The sequence below is a fragment of the Rudaeicoccus suwonensis genome (assembly GCF_007829035.1).
Taxonomy (GTDB): domain Bacteria; phylum Actinomycetota; class Actinomycetes; order Actinomycetales; family Dermatophilaceae; genus Rudaeicoccus; species Rudaeicoccus suwonensis.
In genome coordinates, this window is record NZ_VIVQ01000002.1 from 296405 (window position 1) to 319228 (window position 22824).

The 22824-nt window shown below is 65.7% G+C and carries 27 protein-coding genes; 9 read left to right on the forward strand and 18 right to left on the reverse strand.

Annotated elements, in window-relative coordinates:
- Positions 1-72 precede the first annotated feature (72 nt).
- From BKA23_RS12575 to BKA23_RS12585, 3 genes are all read right to left on the reverse strand, one after another.
- On the reverse strand, positions 73-789 hold the full coding sequence (locus tag BKA23_RS12575; RefSeq protein ID WP_145228981.1) for a VOC family protein: 717 nt from the start codon (positions 787-789) through the stop codon (positions 73-75).
- Positions 790-868: 79 nt separating this feature from the next.
- Positions 869-1702 carry an alpha/beta fold hydrolase gene (locus BKA23_RS12580; protein ID WP_145228983.1) on the reverse strand — a complete coding sequence of 278 codons (834 nt, stop codon included), beginning with the start codon at positions 1700-1702 and terminating at the stop codon, positions 869-871.
- Positions 1703-1834: 132 nt separating this feature from the next.
- Entirely contained in the window at positions 1835-2317 is a 483-nt protein-coding gene (locus BKA23_RS12585) for an 8-oxo-dGTP diphosphatase (protein ID WP_246104646.1), read from the reverse strand.
- A 58-nt stretch (positions 2318-2375) separates the two neighbouring features.
- Here BKA23_RS12585 and BKA23_RS12590 point away from each other — a divergent pair, with 58 nt between their 5' ends.
- Together BKA23_RS12590 and BKA23_RS12595 are read left to right on the forward strand one after the other, a co-directional pair.
- Positions 2376-3398 carry a 6-phosphofructokinase gene (locus tag BKA23_RS12590; RefSeq protein WP_145228985.1) on the forward strand — a complete coding sequence of 341 codons (1023 nt, stop codon included), beginning with the start codon at positions 2376-2378 and terminating at the stop codon, positions 3396-3398.
- Between the two features lie 27 nt (positions 3399-3425).
- Positions 3426-4013 carry a dienelactone hydrolase family protein gene (locus BKA23_RS12595; protein ID WP_145228986.1) on the forward strand — a complete coding sequence of 196 codons (588 nt, stop codon included), beginning with the start codon at positions 3426-3428 and terminating at the stop codon, positions 4011-4013.
- Between the two features lie 57 nt (positions 4014-4070).
- On the opposite strand, the gene BKA23_RS12600 is transcribed toward BKA23_RS12595, so the two are convergent.
- Positions 4071-4703 (reverse strand): GNAT family N-acetyltransferase, encoded by a 633-nt coding sequence (locus BKA23_RS12600; RefSeq protein ID WP_211841713.1) that lies wholly within the window; start codon positions 4701-4703, stop codon positions 4071-4073.
- 55 nt (positions 4704-4758) lie between these two features.
- Between BKA23_RS12600 and BKA23_RS12605 the strand changes: the two genes are divergently transcribed.
- Entirely contained in the window at positions 4759-6345 is a 1587-nt protein-coding gene (locus BKA23_RS12605; RefSeq protein ID WP_145228988.1) for a DHA2 family efflux MFS transporter permease subunit, read from the forward strand.
- Between the two features lie 45 nt (positions 6346-6390).
- Here BKA23_RS12605 and BKA23_RS12610 read toward each other — a convergent pair whose 3' ends face one another.
- The 3 genes from BKA23_RS12610 to BKA23_RS12620 all read right to left on the reverse strand — a co-directional run bounded on the left by BKA23_RS12610 (position 6391) and on the right by BKA23_RS12620 (position 9171).
- Positions 6391-7755: an NAD(P)/FAD-dependent oxidoreductase gene (locus BKA23_RS12610; RefSeq protein WP_145228990.1), complete on the reverse strand. Its 1365-nt coding sequence runs from the start codon at positions 7753-7755 to the stop codon at positions 6391-6393.
- A gap of 195 nt (positions 7756-7950) precedes the next feature.
- Positions 7951-8628, reverse strand: a complete 678-nt coding sequence (locus BKA23_RS12615; RefSeq protein WP_145228992.1) for a response regulator transcription factor — start codon at positions 8626-8628, stop codon at positions 7951-7953.
- An 87-nt stretch (positions 8629-8715) separates the two neighbouring features.
- Positions 8716-9171 (reverse strand): PPOX class F420-dependent oxidoreductase, encoded by a 456-nt coding sequence (locus BKA23_RS12620; RefSeq protein WP_145228994.1) that lies wholly within the window; start codon positions 9169-9171, stop codon positions 8716-8718.
- 52 nt (positions 9172-9223) lie between these two features.
- Here BKA23_RS12620 and BKA23_RS12625 point away from each other — a divergent pair, with 52 nt between their 5' ends.
- The gene (locus tag BKA23_RS12625; protein ID WP_145228996.1) at positions 9224-10084 is read left to right on the forward strand and encodes a hypothetical protein; all 861 of its coding nucleotides are present in this window, start codon (positions 9224-9226) and stop codon (positions 10082-10084) included.
- Positions 10085-10138: 54 nt separating this feature from the next.
- On the opposite strand, the gene BKA23_RS12630 is transcribed toward BKA23_RS12625, so the two are convergent.
- Positions 10139-10453: a hypothetical protein gene (locus tag BKA23_RS12630; protein ID WP_145228998.1), complete on the reverse strand. Its 315-nt coding sequence runs from the start codon at positions 10451-10453 to the stop codon at positions 10139-10141.
- A gap of 96 nt (positions 10454-10549) precedes the next feature.
- Positions 10550-11212 (reverse strand): polysaccharide deacetylase family protein, encoded by a 663-nt coding sequence (locus tag BKA23_RS12635; protein ID WP_170226507.1) that lies wholly within the window; start codon positions 11210-11212, stop codon positions 10550-10552.
- Positions 11213-11485: 273 nt separating this feature from the next.
- Here BKA23_RS12635 and BKA23_RS12640 point away from each other — a divergent pair, with 273 nt between their 5' ends.
- Positions 11486-12559 carry an acyl-CoA/acyl-ACP dehydrogenase gene (locus BKA23_RS12640; RefSeq protein WP_145229002.1) on the forward strand — a complete coding sequence of 358 codons (1074 nt, stop codon included), beginning with the start codon at positions 11486-11488 and terminating at the stop codon, positions 12557-12559.
- A complete protein-coding gene (locus BKA23_RS12645; protein ID WP_145229004.1) occupies positions 12556-13896 on the forward strand; it encodes a PIG-L family deacetylase in 1341 nt (446 codons plus the stop codon). The genes BKA23_RS12640 and BKA23_RS12645 overlap by 4 nt, the downstream gene beginning before the upstream one ends.
- Here BKA23_RS12645 and BKA23_RS12650 read toward each other — a convergent pair whose 3' ends face one another.
- From BKA23_RS12650 to BKA23_RS12670, 5 genes are all read right to left on the reverse strand, one after another.
- Entirely contained in the window at positions 13897-14664 is a 768-nt protein-coding gene (locus tag BKA23_RS12650) for a TetR family transcriptional regulator (protein WP_145229006.1), read from the reverse strand.
- Complete coding sequence (locus BKA23_RS12655; RefSeq protein WP_170226509.1) at positions 14546-15241, reverse strand: response regulator transcription factor; 696 nt, start codon at positions 15239-15241, stop codon at positions 14546-14548. Before BKA23_RS12655 ends, BKA23_RS12650 begins: the two co-directional genes overlap by 119 nt.
- A gap of 164 nt (positions 15242-15405) precedes the next feature.
- Positions 15406-15612, reverse strand: coding sequence for a CsbD family protein (locus BKA23_RS12660; protein ID WP_145229010.1), 207 nt, complete (start codon positions 15610-15612; stop codon positions 15406-15408).
- Between the two features lie 106 nt (positions 15613-15718).
- Positions 15719-16438, reverse strand: coding sequence for a glycosyltransferase family 2 protein (locus BKA23_RS12665; RefSeq protein ID WP_170226510.1), 720 nt, complete (start codon positions 16436-16438; stop codon positions 15719-15721).
- A gap of 19 nt (positions 16439-16457) precedes the next feature.
- Positions 16458-17435, reverse strand: a complete 978-nt coding sequence (locus BKA23_RS12670) for an NAD(P)H-binding protein (RefSeq protein ID WP_246104647.1) — start codon at positions 17433-17435, stop codon at positions 16458-16460.
- A 72-nt stretch (positions 17436-17507) separates the two neighbouring features.
- Between BKA23_RS12670 and BKA23_RS12675 the strand changes: the two genes are divergently transcribed.
- From BKA23_RS12675 to BKA23_RS12685, 3 genes are read left to right on the forward strand one after another with little or no spacing between them, the layout of a single operon-like run.
- Complete coding sequence (locus tag BKA23_RS12675) at positions 17508-18281, forward strand: CPBP family intramembrane glutamic endopeptidase (RefSeq protein WP_170226511.1); 774 nt, start codon at positions 17508-17510, stop codon at positions 18279-18281.
- A complete protein-coding gene (locus BKA23_RS12680; protein ID WP_145229017.1) occupies positions 18281-18910 on the forward strand; it encodes a hypothetical protein in 630 nt (209 codons plus the stop codon). Before BKA23_RS12675 ends, BKA23_RS12680 begins: the two co-directional genes overlap by 1 nt.
- A gap of 19 nt (positions 18911-18929) precedes the next feature.
- Positions 18930-19565 (forward strand): GNAT family N-acetyltransferase, encoded by a 636-nt coding sequence (locus BKA23_RS12685; RefSeq protein ID WP_145229019.1) that lies wholly within the window; start codon positions 18930-18932, stop codon positions 19563-19565.
- Here BKA23_RS12685 and BKA23_RS12690 read toward each other — a convergent pair.
- The 4 genes from BKA23_RS12690 to BKA23_RS12705 all read right to left on the reverse strand — a co-directional run bounded on the left by BKA23_RS12690 (position 19547) and on the right by BKA23_RS12705 (position 22305).
- Positions 19547-20806 carry an MFS transporter gene (locus BKA23_RS12690; protein WP_145229021.1) on the reverse strand — a complete coding sequence of 420 codons (1260 nt, stop codon included), beginning with the start codon at positions 20804-20806 and terminating at the stop codon, positions 19547-19549. The genes BKA23_RS12685 and BKA23_RS12690 overlap by 19 nt on opposite strands.
- 337 nt (positions 20807-21143) lie before the next feature.
- Positions 21144-21527, reverse strand: coding sequence for an HNH endonuclease (locus BKA23_RS12695; RefSeq protein ID WP_145229593.1), 384 nt, complete (start codon positions 21525-21527; stop codon positions 21144-21146).
- On the reverse strand, positions 21479-21889 hold the full coding sequence (locus BKA23_RS12700) for a hypothetical protein (RefSeq protein WP_170226313.1): 411 nt from the start codon (positions 21887-21889) through the stop codon (positions 21479-21481). Before BKA23_RS12700 ends, BKA23_RS12695 begins: the two co-directional genes overlap by 49 nt.
- 116 nt (positions 21890-22005) lie before the next feature.
- Positions 22006-22305: a hypothetical protein gene (locus BKA23_RS12705; protein WP_145224661.1), complete on the reverse strand. Its 300-nt coding sequence runs from the start codon at positions 22303-22305 to the stop codon at positions 22006-22008.
- Positions 22306-22824: the final 519 nt, after the last annotated feature.

A 22824-nucleotide genomic window follows, 5' to 3' on the forward strand; every position in this document is an offset into this window, starting at 1 on the left:
CCACGTCGGTTTGTGTCGCGATATCAGGCAGCGGCGGACAGTCGCGCGGCACAGCACAGCTGGTGCTCGAGGTCACCCCAGGTCCGACACCGCCAGGGTGAACTCGTTGCCGTCCGGATCGAGCATCTGCTGCTCGTCACCGCCCGGTGTGTCCATCACGAGTGCACCGAGATCCGTCAGTCGAGATGTCTCGCTGAGGAGGGTTGGCTGGTCGATGACACCCAGGCCGAGTCGCAGCCGATTGCGTCCGGTCTTCGTCGCAACCGGAGGGCCGCCCCAGGTGATCTTGGTTCCACCCGACGGCGCCTGGATGGCGGTCTCCGCATCCTGGTCCCACACCAACGGCCACTGCAGCGCGTGACTCCAGAAGTAGCCGACCTCTTGAGAGCCGTCACTGGACAAAGCACCGATGGCGCCGCAGCCGGCGAGGAACCGGTTGTCCGGCTCGATCACACAGAATTCGTTACCTTCCGGGTCGGCCAGAACGACATGGCCTTCATCCCCTCGCTGCCCGACGTCGAGGTGGCTGCCACCAAGATCCAGCGCGAGCGCGACGAGCCGTTGCTGGTCCTCCAGCGAAGAGCTCGTCAGGTCGAAATGCATCTGGTTCGGTCCCCGCTTCGGCGCCGGTGTATGCACGAAGCTGATGCTGAAACCGAATGAGTCGCTGGCACACAATTCGTGTCCCCGGTCGCCAACCCGTCGTCGGTCAAGCAGGGTGCTCCAGAAGTGCGCCAGCAGCGAGGGCTCATGGGCATCGAAGGTGAGCTTGGAGAGCGTGCACGTCATACCGAACGATCTCGGATTTTCTCGACGACCGCATCTGGATTCTTGCGGACCCGACCGACGTGTCTCGGGTCCTGGCGAACTAGACGGCGACGATGTGGCTGCCTGCGATGAGCTGTTCGCTGGTGTTGAAGCCGGCTTCGGCGATGGTCTGCGCGATGGTGCCCGCGACGAGTTGCGGGTTGTCGAGCATCGGCACGTGCCCGCATCCGGGCAGCGTCACGTGCCGCACGTGCGGCAGTCGTTCACGGGCGACTTTGGCCTGTGACGGGAGCAGCAGCCGGTCCTTCGTGCCCCAGGCGATGGTCGTCGGCACGACGGGGGTGTCGGTGTACTTCGCCCGGGTCGAGTGGAACGCCACCGGGTAGAACCCGGGCGAACGGCGCAGGTTGACGGTGTCGCCGAGCGCGACCTCGGGCGACAAGCGTTCGGGGTGCACATACAGCGCCCGCATGCTCAGCTTGCGCAGCACCGCCTTGTCGGCGAACAGCTTCAGCACCGGGGGCGGCGCGTACGCCGATGCCTTCATGACCGTCAACTGACCGACCGCGTTGAGCAGGCCGCGTGCGTTCCAGAAGCCGGCCGGCGAGATGGCCGTGGCGGTGCGCACCGATCCGCGTGCGGCGAGTTCGAGCGCGAAAAGCCCGCCGAGGGAGTTGCCGGCGAAGTGCGGCCGGTCGAGGTCGAGGTCGGTGAAGAGCTCCTCCAACTGGTCGGCACAACTGCTGAGGCGATAGCTGTGCGGCTTGCGCGGAGCGGGTGACTCGCCGAAACCGGGCAGGTCGAGCGCGATCACCTCGAAGCTCTCGCTCAGCAGGTCGAAGGTGTCCGCCCACGCCGTCCGGCGATGGCCGATGCCATGGCATAGAACGAGAGGTTCACCAGAGCCTTTGCGGGTGTAGCTGATCGTCGTCATGCCTGGGACTCCTTCGTCGAGGCGTTGCGGCAGCCGGTGCGCCCGGAACGCACAACCCGCAGAACTGTACCTGCGAGTAACGCTCCGGCGGCGCTTTTGAGACAGCAATCGTGACGTGGCCCACACATTCGGTCACTGCGCCGACAGGCGGACCGCGGCGACGCGGGTGTCGTCGGCGTCATACGTGATCTCGGCGTCGATGCGCTCACCACGAAGAACGTGCGGCAGCCAGATACGTGAGTCATCCCACATCTGTGCCCACGGCGGCGCCGCGACAGGGTGCCACTCGGGGTCGAGTTCGGGTGATGCGGTCAGGTGACCCGACCAACGCGTGGTGCGGAACAACCCGACGCGCATGTCCCAGGCGGGGTGGCTCGGGAACCGGAAGGTGACGACGCCGGCATCCTCGAATTCCGTTGGTATGACGTGAAACCCGGACTCCTCCCAGGTCTCGCGCACCGCTGCATCGAGCACGGATTCGCCCGGCTCGACATGCCCTCCGAGCCCGACAACCTTGCCACTGCCGAAGCCGGTTCGCTTGCGCCCCAACAACACTCGCGCGTCCGGTCTGCCCGGTCCGGCGATCAGAAAGGTCAGGCACATCGATTTCGTCACCTGAGACAGCATGCCCGACGGCGCCCTCAACCGACGGGTAACAACCACGATGGGTCCCGTGACGATCGGAATCCTGACCAGCGGCGGCGACTGCCCCGGCCTCAATGCCGTGATCCGCGGCGCCGTGATCAAGGGCGACCGCATTCACGGCGTGCAATTCGCGGGAGTGCGTGACGGATGGCGGGGGCTCGTCGAGGACGATGTCGTCGATCTGCCCAGGTATGACGTACGCGGCCTGGCACGGATGGGCGGCACGATTCTGGGCACCTCGCGCACCAACCCGTTCGACCACGGCGGCGTCGACCGTGTGCGAGAGACGATGGACAAGCACGGCATGACGGCCCTCATCGCCATCGGCGGCGAAGGCACCCTGACCGCAGCACGGCGCCTGTCGGACGAGGGGATCCCGGTTGTGGGAGTGCCCAAGACCATCGACAACGACCTGTCCGCAACCGATTACACCTTCGGCTTCGACACGGCGGTCTCGATCGCCACCGAGTCGATCGACCGGTTGCGCACCACTGCCGAGTCCCACCACCGCTGCATGGTGGTGGAGGTGATGGGCAGGCACGTGGGGTGGATCGCGTTGCACGCCGGCATCGCATCAGGTGCGCACGCGATCCTGATCCCGGAGGTCGACGTCGAGATCGAGCAGATCTGCGCGTGGGTGGAGTTGGCCCGCGATCGTGGGCGCGCGCCGGTCATCGTCGTCGCGGAAGGCTTCGTGCCGGCCGGTGAGAAACACCCGCACGCGCCGCGCGGGCTGGATGCCTTCGGCCGTCCGCGCCTCGGCGGCATCGGCGAGCGACTGGCGCCGCAGATCGAAGAACGCACCGGCATCGAGACCCGCTCGGCCACCTTGGGACACCTGCAACGCGGTGGCGTGCCATCGGCATACGACCGCGTGCTGGCAACCAGATTCGGCACAGCAGCAGTCGATGCCGTGATCGAAAAACGTTGGGGGACAATGGTTTCACTGATCGGCACCGAGATCCGGTCGGTCGATCTGCACTCCGCGACCACCGTTCTCAAGACCGTGCCGCAGCAGCGTTGGGACGAAGCCGCGATCCTCTTCGGCTGACCTCGGCCGCCTCGCTACGTTGGGTTCATGACGACGCACGAGCATCCGACGGACGCCACGACCATCGTGCTGCTGCACTCGGCGCTGGGGCTGCGGCCGGCGATCGGCAGATTCGCCGATCAGTTGCGCGGCCACGGCCACCGCGTGGTCACCCCGGACTACTACGACGGCAACGTCTTCGACGCGAACGGCCCGGGCCTGGCCTATCGCGACGACGTGGGGGCGCCGACACTGCTGAAGATTGTGCGCGAGCAACTGACAGATGTGCCCGAAAATGCTGTTCTGGCAGGCTTTTCGCTGGGCGCTGCATTCGCTCAACGGTTGGCGACCGACCGCCCCGAGGCGCGCGCCGTGATCCTGCTGCACTCGCTCGGAGCGCCGCGCGGGCCGTGGCCGGGTCAACCGGTCCAACTGCACAGGTATGCCGCAGACCCGTTCGTCGACGAGGCGAATGTGTCGGCGCTGGGTGAGGCGGTTCGCGCATCGGGGGCGAGCTTCGAGGATTTCGTGACGCCCGGCAGCGGCCACCTGTTCACAGACACCGATCTGCCCGGTGGCGATCAGGCAGCGACCGACCGCGCCGTCGAACGCATCGCGGCGCTGCTGGGGAACTGAGCGTCGCCGCACGAGATTGCTCGCGCCGGAGTGCGCCGCGCGGCGGCCACGTGCCGCTCAGCCGGTCAGCCCAGTGGTCGCTGTCCACGCGCCGGGCGCGTGTTCCGGATAGTCCTCGTCGGTGTCGACGCTGCCGATGACCTCGAAGCCGCGCGCCCGGTAGTTGGCGAGCGCCTGGGGGCCGTCGAGAGTGCCGGTGTGCAGCCACACCCTGGTGGCGTCGGGCAGGTCGTACCGACCGGGCAGAGTCCACGCCTGCGCGATCACCTCTGTCAGCAGGCGTCCGCCCAGGCCGCGACCGATGGCCGACTCTATCAGGCCGAAGTAGCGGATCTCGACAGCGGTGCCCTCGCCCTCGGCGGCCGCACGCAGCTGGGCGTAGCCGGCGGGGGCGCCTGCGTCATACGCGACCCAGACCTCCGCGCCAGGCTCGGCGAGTTCGTCCGCCCACTGTGCGCGTGACCAACCCAGCCGGTCGGTCCACCGCCAGGGCCCACCGACTGCGGCATACAGCCATCTCAGGTACTCGGGGGTGATCGCCGCGACGCGTTCGATGCGCAGGCCGCCGACCAGCCGGCGTGACGGGCGCAACTGATCGGGCGAACGCATCTCCAGGGTTGTCGTCGTGACCTGCATGACCGGATGCAAGCACATGCCCTCGGTGTTCCACAAAAAGATGTGCGTTGTCACACCCAGTAGTTAGGCTCAGGTTGCCCCTTGTTTCTGCGTCCGGAGGGAAACGCGCGTGTCTGTTGCCGCTGCCCCTGAATATCCCGAAGAGATCGACCGCGCCGTTCTGAAGGTCGCCGGTGTCGTCGTGCTCGGCGCGATCATGTCGATCCTCGACATCACCGTCGTCAACGTCGCCCTGCCGACCTTCCAGAAGACCTTCGCGAGCGGCGGGCAACCCGTCGAATACTCCACCGTCGCCTGGACTGTCACCGCCTACACCCTCGCCCTCGCCACCGTCATCCCGCTCAGCGGTTGGGCCGCCGACCGGTTCGGCACCAAGCGGCTCTACATGCTGGCGATTCTGCTGTTCACGGCGGGCTCGGCGCTGTGCGCCTCCGCGTCGTCGATCCAGATGCTCATCAGCTTCCGGGTGCTGCAGGGGCTGGGCGGCGGCATGTTGATGCCGCTCGGTATGACGATCCTCACCCGCGCCGCCGGCCCCAAGCGGATGGGCCGGTTGATGGCCATCCTCGGTGTGCCGATGCTGCTTGGTCCCATCCTCGGCCCGATCATCGGCGGTTACCTCATCGAGCACGCCAGCTGGCACTGGATCTTCCTGATCAACGTCCCGATCGGCGTCATCGCGTTGATCTACGCCTTCTTCGTGCTCGAGAACGACAACCCCACGCCATCGGAATCCTTCGACTTCGTCGGCATGCTGATGATGTCGCCAGGGCTCGCGCTGTTCCTCTACGGCATCTCCTCGATCCCCAGCGACGGCGTCGGTTCGGCCAAGGTGCTGATCCCGGCCGCCATCGGTGTCGTGCTGATCGTGAGCTTCGTGTTCTGGGCGTTCAAACCGAAGCACCCGTTGCTGGATCTGCGGTTGTTCAAGAACAAACTGCTGTCGCTGTCGGTCATCACGATGTTCTTGTTCGTCGCGGCCTTCTTCGGCGGTCTGCTGCTGGTGCCGACGTACTTTCAAGAGGTGCGCGGCGAAAGCACCTTCATGGCCGGCCTGCTGGTTGCAGCTCAGGGCATCGGCGCGATGTGCACCATGCCGATCGGCGGCATGCTGGCCGACAAGATGCCGATCGGGCGCATCGTGCCTTTCGGGCTGGTGTTGATCATCGTGGGCATGTTCGCCCTCACCCGGATAACGTCGACAACCAGTTACTGGTACATCCTCCCGGTGTTGTTCGTGATGGGTCTCGGCATGGGCGGCACGATGATGCCGATCATGACGTCGGCGCTCAAGACGCTCAAGCACCACGACATCGCGCGAGGCACCACCTTGCTCAACATCGTGCAGCAGATCGGTTCGTCGGTCGGAGTCGCGATCATGTCGACGGTGCTCACCGACCACCTGAAGAGTTCGTCGGCGGCGTCGATGGCCCAACGCATCGGCCAACTCGACCCGAAGGTCCCGTCACAGGCAGCCGAGCTGCAGAAATTGATGGCTCAAGCGGGCAAGCAGTTCGGGACCGGCTTCGAGGCGCTCGCCAAGTCCGACGCCGCGAGAGCGTTTGCCGACACCTTCTGGGTGGCCGCCATCCTGTGCCTGCTGACGGTGATCCCGGCGCTCATGCTGCCGCGCAAGCCACTGCCGGTCGACGAGACAGATGACGAAGGCGAGACGGCGCCGATCATGATCCACTGACCGAGTTTTCGTGCGAGGACTTGCGGCGCATCATTTCGACCGCGGTCAGGGTTTGCGCGAGATCACATCGGCCGCGCGCGCGATGCGCGAGGTGCGACCCGTGCCGGACTCGCGTTTGTCGGCGAAGCGATATGCGGCATACAGCCCGCGAACGCCCAACCACCGCAAGGGTTCCGGCTCCCACTTGTGCACCTTGCGGTTGACCCACGGCAGTGCTGTGTGCCGAGTCTCGCGACCCAGAGAGAGATCGGCGAGAGTGCGGCCTGCGAGGGAGGAAGACACGACGCCGTGACCGACGTACCCACCGGCGAATCCGGCACCGGTCGCCTGATCGAAGGTCACCGTCGCCGACCAGTCGCGCGGAACTCCCAGCACCCCGGACCAGGCGTGATCGATGGCCGTGCCGCGCGTGGCGGGCCACAACCGGTGCAGCGTCGCGCTGAGCTCGTCGACGGTTCGCGGGGCCGTCGCGCCGGCGGCATCGACACGTGACCCGAAGCGGTAAGGTACTCCCCTTCCACCGATCGCGATGCGGTCGTCGGCGGTGCGCTGGGCGTACATGTAGACGTGCGCTTCGTCGCCGATGACCTCGGCGCCGGACCAGCCGATCTCGTCCCACACTGGGTCCGGAAGCGGGGCCGTGACGATCATCGAGGAGTTCATCGGCAGCCAGGTGCGATGCTCGCCGGCGATGGTTGCGGTGAATCCCTCGGTGCACCGCAGCACGATCGGGGCGTGCACCTCGCCGTGGGCCGTCACGACGCGACCGCGCTCGATGGTTTCGACAACAGATCCTTCCAGGATCGAAACGCCTTGCTGTTCAACGAGTTCCGCCAAACCCCGCACCAGTTTTGCGGGATGCAGCCGCGCACAGTGCGGCGACCACACCGCAGCCTGAGCGCCGTCGATCCGGACACGTTCGGCGAGTTGATCCGCGTCGAGCCACTGCTCGTCGGCGGCGTCGGCCGGGTCCCACGATTCACGCATCCGCTGCAGTTGCGGAGTGTCCGTCGCGACGCGAAGCTCGCCGCCCTTGACGATGTCGGCGTCGATGCCGTGCTGGGCGCACACCTCGATGACCTCGTCGACCTGCTCCTGCAGTTGCACCTGCAGGTCGGTCACCGCCGCCGGACCACCGTTGCGTGCGAGCACTCTCGCCGATCCCGGCAGGGCTGCCGTCAGCCATCCACCGTTGCGACCGGATGCGCCATACCCGGCAAACTCCCGCTCCACGATGACCACGTCGAGGGTGGGCTGAATCTGCTTGAGATAGAACGCAGTCCACAGTCCGGTGTATCCGGCCCCGACGATGCACACGTCGGCATCGCGACGTCCGCGCAATGACTCCCGCGCGGCGGGGCGGCCACCAAGGTCATGCCACCAGTGGGAGATCTGTCCGTTGAGCGTCATGGCGACGAGTCTGCTCCTTCCCAGTGGCGCACGTCATACAGTCCGGCGATCGACCGTCCGCAGTTTCCGCGCGCGCATGTGGGCGAAGCGGCACCTCCGATATTCGACGCCGCGGCGGTTATTGCCGCCCCAACGTCGAATATCGAACGGTCGTGGTGTGGTCTGCCAACGGCAGTCGACAGAAGCCCGCAGGGGTCAGAAGCCGCCTGGCACTTTGATGCGCGTGGTGTCGGGCAGCATTCCGTGCTCGACACCCCACAGGACCGCCTGCGAGCGCGACGTGACATCCATCTTGCGGTACGCCGACCGGATGTACGACTTCACCGAGTTGATCGACAGATAGGTCTTGTCGGCGATGTCCTGGTTCCGCAGCCCCTGCGTGATCAGCGAGATGACCTCGGCCTCGCGAGCGGTCAACCCCGCAACCCGACCGGGCCAATTGCCGAATTCGATACGTGTTTCGGCCACCGCTTCGTCGTCGCGACCGACGAACAGAGTGCGCCCGCGATGTATGGCGACCAGCGCATCCGCCAACGAGTCGCCGTCGACGGTCTTGGCGATGTATCCGTGCACGCCCTTGCGTCGCGCCGTCGCCACCAGCGCCGGATCGGTGTTCCAGGTGTAGATCACGACCTTGCCGGCGCCAGGATCGGCGATGACCTCGTCGATGTCGGTGCCGTCCACATGGCTCTGGGAGAAGGTGTCGTAGAGCGTGATGTCGACGTTGTAGTCGCCCTGAACGGACGCGTCGAGTTCGACGATCTCGACTTGCTCGCTGAAGGGTCGCAGGATCTCGGCAAGTCCCAGCACCACGATCTCGTAGTCGTTGCGGATGGCGACTCGCACGGGTCTGCTGGGCAGATCACTCGGCATGCGGGCGATTTTACGATCCGAAACCGATCCGCGCACGCGGAACGAATCGCGTCACCCATTGGTGTGTAACGCCGCGAGGGGCGTGGGTCAGGACGGCGGGAATCCACCCGTCGCGACGGGACCCCAGCCGGTGATCTCGACACAGATCAGCGACTTGTTCTGCCGGCGCATGGCCTCGCGGTATTCGTCCCAATCCGAATGCTCGCCGCTGATGCACCGGAAGTAGTCCACCAGCGGCTCGGTCGCCTCCGGCATGTCGATGATCTTGGCCGCGCCGTCAAGCTGCACATAGGCGTCATCCCACCCGTCGGATTGGATCAGCAGCGAGACACGGGCGTCATGCCGGATGTTGGCGACCTTGGCACGCTGCGGGTAGGTCGAGATCAGGATCCGGCCGTCCGGGCCCAGTCCGCAGGTCACCAGCGACAACTGCAGACCGCCGCTGCGTTTGCGGGTCACCAAGGTGGCACGGTGACGCGTGCGCACGAATTCGTCGAGGGCGGCGCGATCGACTGTGTCTGCTGTTGCGATCCGAGGGGCCATGCCAGCCACGCTACGCCGTGGTCGCTGGGCACGACGTGTCACGATGGCTGGTGTGAGCCAGAACTCGATCGTCGCGCGGGTGCGTTCCGCGGGCGAGCGCGTGCGGCATACGTTGCCGGCTCACGCCTGGCGACGCTCCCAGCAGTTCGACATCGGCACCTTGACCCTCGCGCTGTCCGCGCAACAGGTTCTGTGCACCGGTCCGCTGTTTGTCGCGATCTCGGCGGTGATGCGCAGGTATCGGTCCGGTTCAGTGATCCAGACGCTCAACGATGTGCTCGGCCTCTCCGGTGAGAGCGCGCGCGAAGTCGCCGAACTGTTCCGCACGACCGGCAGACCGAGCATGTGGGATCTGGTCGTCGGGGTGATCCTGTGCTTCGTGTTCATGACCGGCGTCGCCGCCACGACCCAGCGCATCCTCGAGACCGTATGGCGCCAGTCCCGGGCGAGCCTGGTGCAGTGGTGGCGGCAGTTGCTCTGGGCGACAGTCTTTTTGCCGGTGCTGGGTGGTGGCATGTGGCTCAGCCATGCCGCGAGGTACTGGCACATGTCGAACTTCTGGGTGGTGACCCTGCTGTCACTCGGCACCGGAGTGGGCGCCACGTTGTTCTACTGGTGGACCCAGCATGTGCTGCTGCTGGGTCAGATCAGCTGGCGACGGCTGTTGCCCGGCTCGGTGATGATCGGCGTGATGCTGCTCATCGAGACGGCGCTGGCGCAGTACATCGTGCCCGGCCAGGTGATCGAGGGCGTCGCCGACTACGGCCTGATCGGCGCCACCTTCGTGCTGTCGGTGTGGGTGATGGTGTTGAGCACGATCGTGGTGCTCGGCATGTTCCTCGGCGCGGTGTGGGACGAGTACCGCTCGTTCCGTGCATCGAATCACGGCGCGAGCGCCCCGCTGATCGACTGAGCGATCAGCTCGCGTCATACGCTCGCGGTCGACCGCCCACCCTCTCGGCATCGCTCAGTCGCGATCCACCAGCAGGTATGACGCAGCTGCACTCGCGGCGGCAACGGTCAGCACGGACGGCCACGCCCCGATCTTCTTTGCGAGTGGGTGCGATGCGCCGAAGCCCCCGACATACAACGCCGTGAGTCCGGCCGTGACTGCCGGACCCTTCTTGGCCAGCCACGTGCGCCCGGCGTAGACACCGGCGGCGGCGAGCACGACACCACCGAGCGGGCGGATGCCTGACTCCTTCGCGGTGAGGTAGCCGCCGACAAGTCCCAGCGCGGCGAGGGGTGCAGTCTCAACTTCGATCGCATTGCGAAAACCCATGCCAGCCATGCTAGGCCGGGCTTCCTGAACGCCTCCGGTGACCGTGGCGGCCAGGTCACGCCCCTAGCGACGATGATGCGGGCGCGGCACCGACGGTCACACCTGGAAGATGTCCGCCAGCGTGACCGGCTGCAGCTTGCGCTCGCGGATGATGTCGACCAGCTGGCCGTAGACGTGCGTCACCGCAGGGTGGTTCGCGTGGCCGATGACGATGTGCTGCGCCAGGAACCACTGCTTCGCGTGGAAGACAACGCGCTGCGGCGCGATCACGGTCGCATCGGACAGGCTGCCCAGCCACATCGTGACCGCCGGATAACCCAGATCGGCCAACTGCGCGTGCAGCGCATCGTTGCCGTAACCGAACGGCGGCCGCAAAAACGGCCGACCGAGGACGCCGTAGTTGTTCTTGAGAAAGGTCTCGTTGCGCTGCACCTGATACGTCACACCAGCCGCATCCAGCCGCGTCAGATCCGGGTGCGACCAAGTGTGATTGGCGAGGAAGACCTGACCGCTGTCGACCATCGGCGCCAGCGTGGGCTTGGATTCGGTCCAACCGGGATTGATGCCGTTGACGAAGCACGTCACCCGCATGCCGGTGTCCTGGCAGAACTTCGCGTATGCCGCAACCACCATCGGGTCGGTGCCGTCGTCGACGGTCAGGGCGAGGTTGTTGCCGGTGCCGGGCAGGCCGTAGAGGGTCCCGTGGGGAACGGCGACCTTCCGGATGCCGGTGGGCGCCGAGAAGACACGCGAATCCACTGTGGTGACAGCTGTATTGGAGGATGCGACCTCATCAGGAAATCCGTCAGCACTTTTCGTGGAGGAGTCATCGGCACACCCCGCCAACATCCCCAGGGTCGCCAACGCCGTCGTGATGAGAAACCCCCGTCGCTGCATACCGCCATTGACACATGCCAACCTGGAGATTCTGTGAATTTCCTATCAATGTATGACGCCCCGCACCCTTGAGGAGGACGCGAACAGCAGGACCGGCATACAACACTCGGAGGTCGACCGAGGAGGACACTCACCGTGCCTGACATCTCCGCGATACCGGAGCGACCGCTTGCCCCCGACCTTGCTCCCGCCGACAGCACGAGCATCTCGGCACTGGCCACAGCCGCCTTCACCGACGACGGCGAGCCAGACATCCGCCGCGTGCTCGACAGCCACTGTGACTGGGCCGGCGAATTCCCGTGGCCAGGCGAAGGCGACACCCTCGGACTGTGGGCACGTATGGCTCAGGTCGCGGCTCTGGACGTGTCGGTCGCACGGGCCATCGAGCCTCATCTGGATGCCCTCGCGATCCTGCGTCAAGCCGCCCAGGACGGTCAGTGGTCCGGCATCGCACCGGACGGCGCGACATGGGGCGTCTTCGCCGCGGAGGGTGCGTCGCCCCGGCTCGCCGCCACGAAGACCTCCGAGGGCTGGCGGCTGACCGGCGTCAAGCCGTGGTGCTCGCTCGCGTCGGACCTCAGCCACGCGCTCATCACAGCGTGGACCGGTGACGACACACGCGCGCTCTTCGCGGTGGACCTGCGCGGACCGGGTGTTCGAACCGGCGATGGTTCGCAGTGGGTGGCCCGAGGACTGCCGAACATCCCGTCGGAAGCGGTCACCTTCACGGATGTCCAAACCGAACTGGTCGCTGAATCTGACTGGTACACCTCACGATCCGGATTCTGGTGGGGCGGCATCGGTGTGGCCGCGTGCTGGTTCGGAGGCATGTGCGGCGTCGCCGAGCGCCTTGTGTGCCCGGCCCCGAAACGACCACGCGATCAGGTGGCTTGGGCGCATCTCGGTGCCGTCGACACACAGTTGCACATCGCCCGCGTCGCGTTGCGCGACGCTGCTGCACAGATTGATGCGGGCGCAGCGGACGGCGCTGCTGCGCAGGTGCTCGCCCTTCGGGTGCGCAGCATCGTGCGGCAGACCGCCGACCGCGTGCTCGCGACCGTCGCGCAGGCGACCGGCCCTGGCCCGCTGGCCACGGAAGAGCAACACGCCCGCCGCGTCGCCGGACTCGAGCTCTACATCCGCCAGGAGCACGGCCCTCGCGATCAGGTCGCCCTCGCGCAGCTGACCGTTGCCGAGCCAACGCGTTGACCGCTTCTCAGCACCAGTTCCATCATGCCGACGACGGGACACCGGAGGGCGCCTGGACGTCGTCACCAGAGTGGGCCGAACTACCTCAGGTCGATCTCACCACGCTTCCCGGGCTGCGGCGGCTGGTGGTCGTGGCCGCCCACCCGGACGACGAGACTCTCGGCGCCGCCGGCTTGCTGCAAGCGGCGGCCGCCCAAGATCTCGACACCATCGTGCTGGTCGCCACCGACGGCGAGCGGTCACATCCGAATTCGCCTACGTGCACTCCGGATTCGCTGGGTCGGCAGCGTCGCGACGAAGTCGCGCGAGCCGTCGCTCTCTGCCACTCAACGGCGGCCGTGAAGTATGCCGGACTACCCGACGGCCGCCTCGTCTCGCACACAGCACAACTCGCCGAATCGCTGCGATCGGCAGTAGCTGACATCGGTGCGGGCACCCTCATCGCCGCACCGTGGTCCCATGACGGCCATGCCGATCATGAGGCTGCGGGCACCGTTGCACGGACTGTTGCACGCGAGTGTGGCGGCATACTGCTCGAGTACCCGATCTGGTTGTGGCACTGGGGAACTCGGGCAGACGTTCCATGGCGCGACGTGGTTGCGCTGCCACTGGACGAGAGGATGCGAGCGGTCAAGCGCGCAGCCGAAGCGCGGCACGTGAGCCAGGTCGCGGCGCTGTCAGATCGGCCAGGCGACGAAGTGCTGCTCGGATCTCACGTGCTGGCGCACTTCGACCGAGACCGTGAGGTGTTCATCGACACCGAAAACACCTGGCGGACAGGTGTCTTCGAACGACTCCACCGTGCGGATTCCGACCCGTGGCAGCTGGCGAGCAGCGACTACGAGCAGACCAAGCGACTCGCGACGCTGCGCCTGCTGCGGCGGAGGCGATTTCGGCGCGCCTTTGAACCGGGTTGCTCCGTCGGCGTGTTCACCGCCGAATTAGCCTCTCGCTGCGATGAACTCATCGCAATGGACGTCAGCGCGACAGCCGTCGCCGCAGCCGCGGCGCGGTGCGCGGAGCTGTGCAACGTGACTGTCGAGGTGGGTGGTGTTCCCGACGACTGGCCGGTTGGGGAGTTCGACCTGATCGTGCTGTCCGAGATCGGCTACTTCCTGACCCGGGAGGCCCTGACAGCGGTGGCAACACGCATCCGCGACAACCTCGCCGATGACGGCGTGGTGCTGCTGTGCCACTGGCGACATCCGGTGCACGGATGGCCACTGGACGGGGACGAGGTGCACGACATACTGCTCGGAGCGCTCGACCTGCCGATCGTCGCGTCGGAACGCAACAACGAATTCGCCGCGATCGCCCTGGGCCCGCTCGTGCTCTGATTAAGCTGGCGCCGGCGCACCTTCTGCCGGCTCGCTCGGCCACCACATCTCGCGCAGCGTCTTCATGAAGGCAGCATGATCGGTCACAGCACACTCACTCGCAACCGGCCACTCGCCCTTGGTGACCAACGCGGCCGCAGCACGGAACGCGGTGAACATCGCGACGTGCGAGCGCGCGAGCGCATCCGGCGTGGGACGCGGACCTGCAACGCGGAGCACCAATTCGTCGTAATTGGTCCTCGCCTCGACACGCCACGGGATGTGCTGCCACAAGGTCATGTCGGTCGACAGCATCAGCATCGCGTCAGCTTCGTCGGCACCCACCTCACCCGCGCGCTCCAGCAACTTCCAGCGATCGTTCGGGTCCGGCAACTCCTCCGGGGTTGTTTCCAGCAACTCCGTCGTCCTGCGGATCACCGGATCGACAATCTGCAGCAACAGATCGATTTTCGAGTTGAAGTGGTGGTAGAACGCGGCCTTGGTGATGTCGAGTTCGCCGGTCAGGTCACTGATACTCGTCCCGTCGTAACCTTTGCTCACGAAGAGACGGATCGCGGTCTGTTTGAGCGCTGTTCGTGTTGATGTACCCGGTGTCACTGGTGTCCTCAGTCGGCATGAGTATGTCGCGACCAAGCCCGCGGGAGTTGCATCAACTGGCTGACGGCTCGGCCTTTTGTTCGCAGCCGCACTGGGTTTCCACCATCGGATCCAGTTGCCCCAAGCCGTGCTGCATGCCCCACCGTACGGCTTGGACCCGTGAACACACACCTATTTGGGCGTAAGCCGCGCGGATGTGCGCCTTGAGGGTGTTGACCGTGATGAACATTGTCTGCGCGATGGTGTCGTTCGACATACCGCTGGCCACCAACGTGAGCACCTGCCGTTGCCGCAGGGTCAGTTGGTCGAGCAGTTCACACGTCGCCAGCGGCCGGGCAGCGGCACGATCCGCTTCTGCGCGCTGATCCAGCAACGCGCCGAGGCCCGCGGACACCCGGTCCACCGGGAACGTGCGGTCGAAGAAATACCGGACTCCCGCCGATGTGCCTGCTTTGGCAAGTTCCTTTGTGAGCTTCTCGGTGTACGCCGCGACGACGGCCGGGCCGAAGCGGGCCGTCAGATCGCGGACATCATTCGGTGACTCCACATGCAACAGGACGGCGGCGCAAACGGTCGTCGTTCGGCCCTGGACCCACTGAGATGTGACGACTGTCGGTGCGTTGCACCGGTTGGTGAGGAAGGCAGCCAGGCTGGCGCGCACAATCTCGTGTCGGCTCATGACCAACACCGGCCCGGTTGTCGCCGACTGCGGGGTCGCGGCTTCGGGCAGTTCGAGCAATGAGCGCATGGCCTCGCCTTCCGTCAGCAGACCTAACCGTCCGGTCGGTAGGTTCAGCTTAAGCGGTCTACATTGGATTCGGTCGAAATCAGGTCGTGCTTCGATCAGGTCTGGCCACCGCCGGGCCATGAAAAAGAGGCAGCCGACGGGCCGCCCCTTTTCCAAAATCTCACTCAGCTGAGTGCGTCCTTGGCTGACTGAGCGGCGCCCTTGAGGTCGCCGTCCTTGAGGTTCTCGCCAGCCTGCTTTGCGTTGGCGCCAGCCTGGTTGCCCTCGCCCTTGGCCTGTAGGTCCTCGTTGTCGGTCGCCTTGCCGGCGGCTTCCTGGACCTTGCCCTTCACCTCTTGCGCAGCGTTCGACAGATTGTCCTTGAGACCCATGACGGGTTTCCTTCCTATCGGAGATGCTTGCTCTTCGAGTATGTCCCGAGAGCCATCCACCCACCGAAACGGCGATAAAAAACCATTCCTAGGGGTGGGTATCGGCTCAACCGGCGGACGCCTCCAATCGGTCCAGATAGTCGGCGAAGCCGCCGCGCAGCCGGCCCGATCGTCGGCCGGAGGTCACGACAGGGTCATCACCACCGGCGAACAGACGCAGCCCGGCCGTGCGCATCGCGTGCACCAGGACGACGTCCTCATGACAGACGACGTCCGTGAATCCACCGACCCTCTGATACGCGGAAAGGCTGAATCCCAAGTTGGCGCCGTGGACGTGCGCATGCCCGTCAGAGAAATCACTACGCGCCCGCCAGCGCTGGTACACGCTGGGCGAAGAGACGTCTCCGTCCGGGATCACGGTGCCCACGCGTGCGTCATACCCGTCGCGTGCCGCCCGTAACTGACCGGCCAACCATCCGGGCGGCACTTCGCTGTCGGCGTCCGTGCAGGCGACCCACACCTGCCCAGCATCAAGTGGGGACAGTCGGTGGAGCGCTTGCTCGACGCCTTTCCGGCGTGCAGCGCCGACGGAAGCGCACCGAACCTCGACCAGGTCGACCTCCCGAAATCGCGCGGCAATCGATGCGGTGCGATCCGTGCACGAATCGAGCACGACGGTCGTGCGTACCGCGATTTCAGCTGCCGTTGCTCGCAGATGGAGTCGACTCGACTGCACCGACTGCAGGCAGCGCTCGATTAGTGCTTCCTCGTCCCGTGCGGGAACGACGACGTGCAACAGCCGCACGTCAGGTGACGACCGGCGCATCACGACTCGCCTTGGCTGCTCATCCGGCCCACTCGGGGTCGGTCGTGAGTGGGCCCATCGGGTCGCCGTCGTCGACGTCGGTGCTCTGCGAGCGGCGCAACGCCTCATCCAGGCCCACCAGTTCGTAACCCGCGGGCAACAGGTCGCGGCGGAAGTCGTCCTCGTGGCAGACCATGTCGTGATGCAGGCTCTCAACCAGCGCCTCGACGGTCGGCGCAGGAACGTCCGCGATCAACCCCGTGAGCTTGCCGACGAGCGCGGTCGGCAGCAGCGGTACGGTGACCTGCGGACGGGTGATCCCGGCGACCCGCGCGAAGCGGTCCAGCAGTTCGGCATACTTCAGGGTCTCCGGGCCGCCGATGTCGTAAGACCGTGAATCTGATTGCACCGCAAGCGCATTGGCGAGCACCTCGATCGCATCGACCACAGCGATCGGCTGCACCCGCGAGTTCATCCAGGTGGGGATCGTCTGGATCGGCAGCCGCTCGGAGACCTGCCGGATGATCTCGTATGACGTGGACGCGCAGCCCAACAAGATCGCCGCGCGCAATGCGATGGTGCGGATACCGCTGCCGGTGAGGATCTGCTCGACCTCACGCCGAGACGTGATGTGGTCGGACAGCTCGTCCTCGTCGACCTCGGGGACGATGCCGGACAGGTAGATCAGACGCTGCACCTCGTGCGTCCGCGCAGCATCCGCCATGATCTGCGCACTGGCGCGATCCTTCTCGACGAAGTCGTCGCCGCCCATCCCGTGGATCAGATAGAAAGCAGCGTCGACCCCGTCGACTCCCGCGCGGACCTGGTCTGCCTTGAGGACATTCATCCGGACGATCTCAACATCGCTGGACCACGGAAAGCGTTCTGGATCTTCGCTTTCCAAGAAGGCGGCACGCACGTGGTGGCCGTCCTGCAGCAGCCGAGGGATCAGGCGTCCGCCGACATAGCCACTGGCTCCGGTCACGAGCACCCGTTGCGTCGGGCTGTTCTGGGTCATGTTTGCGACGCTATGGCAGCGCTGTGGGGTAGCGCAGCACCCGGAACGGTGATGCCGTGCGACAGTGGGGCGGTGCTCTCATCGACCCGATCGCTGACCACTGCACTCGCCGCCGCCCGCAACAGCGCCGCGCAGGCGCCATGGTTACGGCCGATCACCGACCACGTGCTGACCGGGCGTGCGCTGCGTCGTGCTCGCATCGTCAGCGCGGTCACAATGGTTGCAGGAGCCCCCGTGTTGCGCCGGGCGATCACCAGCCCGTCGGGTGGTCGACAGTTTCAGCGATGGACTCTCGTGCTTGCAGCGACCTGGACCGGCGGGGCCCTGAGCGCATCTCGGTTGCACGCCGGATATTCACGTATGCCGCAAGGTCGTGTGACGCGACCGGTGCTGTGGCCGTTGCTGATCGGTGTGGGCGCGACAGGTGTCTTCGCGGCCGGCGCTGTCCTGACCAGCCAGATCCGGCCGTTGCGTGAACGCGTCGAGTCGGTCGTCGACCACGCGCGCGACGGATCATTACCGGTGGTGGTCGGCTTGGCGCTGGTGACCGGTGTCACCGAGGAGTTGTTCTTCCGCGGTGCGTTGTATGCCGCGCTCGATCTGCCGGTGCTGCATCCGGTGGTGTCGACAACTGCTGTCTACACCGTCGTCACGTGCGCGACCGGCAACCCGATGCTGGTGTTCGCCGCAGGGCTGCTGGGCGTGGTGACCGGCCTCGACCGACACGTGACCGGTGGCGTGCAGGGCCCGGTGATCATCCACCTGACCTGGTCGGCAGGGATGCTGCTCGTGCTGCCGCCACTGGTGCACCACTTCGACCAGCCGCGTCGGTCGCTCGTCGAATGATGAAGCATCACAAGGGCTTTCGCACCGACGTCTTCCGTGGCCACATTCTCGGGACGGGCACATCGTCCGGCATTCGCGTCGTGGTCGGTATCTGGCCCCTGTCACCCCTTGGAAGCTTCAGCGACTGCATGATCGCGATGCCGGACGGGCAACGCGTGCTGCTGGCCCCGAACGAGGCCGTTGCGTCATACGTCGGCTCGACCTACAGCTTCGACGAGGTGCAGATCGTGGCCGTTAATGCGCGGGTCGATGACGAGGTGGCCGTGGTGACGGCCGGTGATCTGCGGCTGACGGCTGACATCGGCAGAGTCACGATGCTGGGACGACTGCTCGGAGCGATTCCGGAAAGCGTCTCTGCGTCAACGCATTTCGCGCGACTGTGCGATCCTGTTGCTCGTGTCGCCATGCCGGGCGTGCGCACCGTCGGCAGCGCCGGCAACGGGCGCCAGGAGTTCTACAGCGCGCGGCAGGTGAGGGCGGTGACCGGCGTGAGCGGCGAGTTCGGCGACGTCGATCTGGGTGCCTTGAGACCCGTGCAGCCCTCTCCTGACTTCGGATTCAGCTCAACACCGCGTACGCCGGCTCTCACCGCCGTCACCACGACGGTGCGCGTGCCGGAGCCGGCCTGAGCCGCGTCACACTGGAGCCATGCTCGAATCAGCAGGCTGGCCGTTCGACGGCCTGCGCATCACCACACCGACGCTCACGATGCGGCCGGTGCGCGATGCCGACCTCGACGCTCTCGCAGCTGTCTTTCCCGACGATGCCGAGCAGGACCCGCGGTCGGAGCTCATCGAGGGCTTGAGCGCTCACGCCCAGCGAATCCGCTTGCTGCGACAGGGAATCTGGCGCAACCGGGGCCTGTGGTCGCCGGAGTCGTGGATCCTGGATCTCTCCGTCCTGTCTGCCGGTGAGGCCGTCGGCATACAGACGCTCGAGGCGGATGGCTTCGCGAGGCTTCGTACCGTCGACACCGGCTCGTGGCTGGCGACGAGCCACCGTGGTCGGGGCATCGGGATCGCGATGCGAACGGCAGTGCTTGCTCTTGCTTTCGAGCATCTGGGCGCTGTCGCGGCAGTGACCTCGGCTGGATCCGGCAATGCGGCGTCCTTGGGCGTCAGCCGTCACCTCGGCTATCGCCCAAATGGCGTCAGCCTCAACGATTCCGGCGATCGCGTCGTCGAGCTGACCCACCTGCGACTCACCCGCTCGGAGTGGCCCGGCGTGGGTGAGGTTCAGGTCACCGGACTTGCACCGTGTCTGCCCTACTTCGGCATCTCGTGAACCACCTCGTTCTGGCCCGTTTGTTGAGGTGACGAGTTCGTAGAGCTCACACGCGTCCACATGATTGAGGTGACCACCGCCGTCAGCGTCATGACACCGGCCGGCATCAAGAGGGTGAAAGTGAAGTTGGTGCGGGCGCTGACGAATCCGCCGACCGCAGTGCCCGCGGATGTTCCGAGATTCGCGATCGTCGTGACCCACGTGCTGGCCTCTGTTCGTTTGGCAGTTGCGACGGCGTCGTCCGCAGCTTGGTATGCCACCACCCATATCGGTGCCGAGGCGGCGCCCGCAAGTATCAGTGCGGCAACGGTGACCGGGCTGTCCTTGAACACAGCGACGAGCAGCGCAGCCGAACCTGAAATGAGGAGCAGCACCTTCATACTCCGCCCGGCGCGTGCCGTCCGACGCAGCTTCCCCCATACGACGCCGCCGACGACCCCACCTACACCGAGGGCGACGTCGGCGACCGCTGCAAGAACGCGATGACCGCGATGGTTCGCGGCGGCCGCGATTCCGATGATGAGCAGCGAACCACCGAGGCCCGTCCCCAACATCGTTATAAGTACCGGCCACAAGCGCCGATTCATCGCCACGGGCCGCGTGTTGGATGCGCTCGACTCAGCCGGATTCATTCTCTGCTGCGGCGGACGCCACTGTGAGGTTGCGAGGCCGATTGCGCCGATCATCAATACGGGCGGAACAAGCAGCAGACCGACGGCCGGTGGAGCGGTCGAGATGAGCACTCCGGCCAACGCCGGTCCGAGCAGCCACAGGAGTTCTTCGATGGTGGCGTCAAGGGCGTATGCGGAGTCGAGGTGATCGGGTGCGATGCGACGCCATTGGGCTCGCACCGAGGGGCCGAGCGGCGGGGCGCAGAGCCCGACAACAACGGCCAACACAATCCACACGACGGGTGGAGTTGATGTCTTGGTGATGTCGATGACCGCCACAGTGAGAAGTGCGGCACCCGACAGCGCAGCCATCGCCGTCAATGAGCGCGGTTGCCCAAAGCGGTCGATCAGATGGCCTTTGGCGGGCATCGTGAAGCTGGCGAAGCCGAAGCCCGCCATCGCGGTTGCGGCGGTGGTGAAGGACGACGATCCGTCGGCGATGGTGAACAGAAAGAGAAGCGGCAGCATTGCGTAGCCCAATCGCCCGAGGTCGGCGAGTGCCATTACGCGGGGCACCCCGGGTTGAGTGAGCAGATTGCGATAGCTGCCGACACGAGTCGTGCCGGTCATGAAGTGGATTCCTTTGGGATGCGCAGGACGAGACAAACTCGCCAATGGGTAGGACAAATCCGGCCTGCGGGTCTCCGATTGACGGGGAGGGCAGGCTGTTGCGGATTTGCCTAAGGCCGCATCACATTCACGAGCGGGACCTTATCAGCGCGTGATCCGCAAGCGTCGGCGCTTTTCTGCTGCGGGCACTCTTTCCGAACATCCACGGCATACCCGTCACGTACGTGGAACTAGGAATTCGTTGCCAGTTGCCGAAAGGCGCGGACTCAGCATGCAGCCGAGTTTCCCCGGCGGAGCCACCCGCGCGTGCCCGGCCTCGGCCAGGTCGTGCTGAGTTTTAGGCGGCGCGGGGGTGGGCCATGTGGTGTGTCATTCGGCCGGGGGTGGGGTCCCAGGTGACGGTGTGGTTGGTGGCGTGGGCGGTGAGGTTGTTGCGGTGGACGATGGTGTGGTGGCGGGGGCATAGGAGTGCGGTGTTGGTGAGGGTGGTGTGTCCGCCGGCCCACCAGGGGTGGATGTGGTGGGCGTGGCACCACTGGGGTGGTCGGTCGCAGCCGGGGAAGGTGCAGTGGCGGTCGCGGATGATGACGGCGGTGCGCAGGCCTGCGGTGACTAGGCGTTTGTGGCGTCCGACGTTTAGTGGTTCGGATCTGCTGCCGAGGACGACGGGGATCAGGTCGGCGTCGCAGGCGAGTTGTCTGGCGGTGGTGGGGTCGATGATGTCGCCGGAGCGGGTGGGGAAGAGGCCGTGTCGGGTGTCGGGTGTGGTGCGCTGGTGGTGGTGAGGGCTTCTTTGACGATCGCTGCGTGTGCTGGTGACAGGTCAGCGATGAGTCGGATCATGCCGGTGGGAAGTTCTTGCCAGGTCAGGGTTTCGACCTGCTGGTGATGGTCTTCGTCGTCGGAGAGGGTGTGTTCACCGAATGCGGCGATGACGCGCCGGGTGAGCGTGCGCAATGTGTGGGGTGTCGGGTCGTCCAGGGCGAGGTACCAGGAGTGGATCTGCGAGCGTTCGACGGTGGGGAACAGTGGCGTGATCTTGGCGGCTTCGCGCAGCGCGGTCGCTGCTGTCGTGACGGACACGGCACCCTCACGCACGGCTGTGGTGATCGCACTGTTGCGGTTGTCTCGTGCGGCGCCGGCGAGTTCGGCGATCGCGCGGGCTTGGTGACGATTGATGCCGGGGTGAGTGCACGGACCTAGTGTGTGATCGACGCAGCAGTCGATTGGGCGATCGTGCCCCGCTCGGCTGCGTCGATGGTGGCGACTGCCGTGATGGTCTCGGCGCGGCGGCTCAGGTGCAGCATCACCGCCGCCAGCGCGCTCAGATCGGCATCGCCGAGGTGGTGCATCGCCGCCGGCCACGCATCCAGCGACTGCAGGAACGCTTGCGCTGACGCGAGAAGATCACCAGCCGTACCTGGGGCTGCTGGTGCGGCATCCGCGGCTGACGCTGGCAGGGGAGTTTCCGGCAATGACGGGACGTGGTCGATGGTCATGTCCGGTCTCCTTTCCTTGGTGTGCGACTACGTCTATTAGAACAAATGTTCGAGTCAAGTGCAAGAGGCTGGAATCACGAATTTCGTTTGGTACCAGTTGTTTTCGGACATTTTATCCACAACTTGACTACCACAGCGAGTTATCCACAGACAGCACGAGGCGCGAAGCGAATGGTCTCGATCCCGGCTACGCGTGACCAGTGCCCCGGGACGATCGCAAGTGGTGACTGTCAGCGTCGATCGGCGACCAATGCGGGCGTATGACGCGAGGCACATAGTGCGCGGTGCGGCGTGGATGAGCGCGATCTCGGCCCCGAACGACCGGCGCTCGTCGCCCATAGATTTGCGGCAACCACCGCCGTGAAGTGACATCGCTAAGCAAGAAATGGCCATCAGTGATCGGTGCCCGGATCGAACGACAAGTTCGATCGACAATGGGCACAGTGCGAGGCCCGGTCTGAAGGAGTCTGAACAAGAGCCTCCAATCGCCTGAGAATGCGTCGATATGACTGTTCCGGA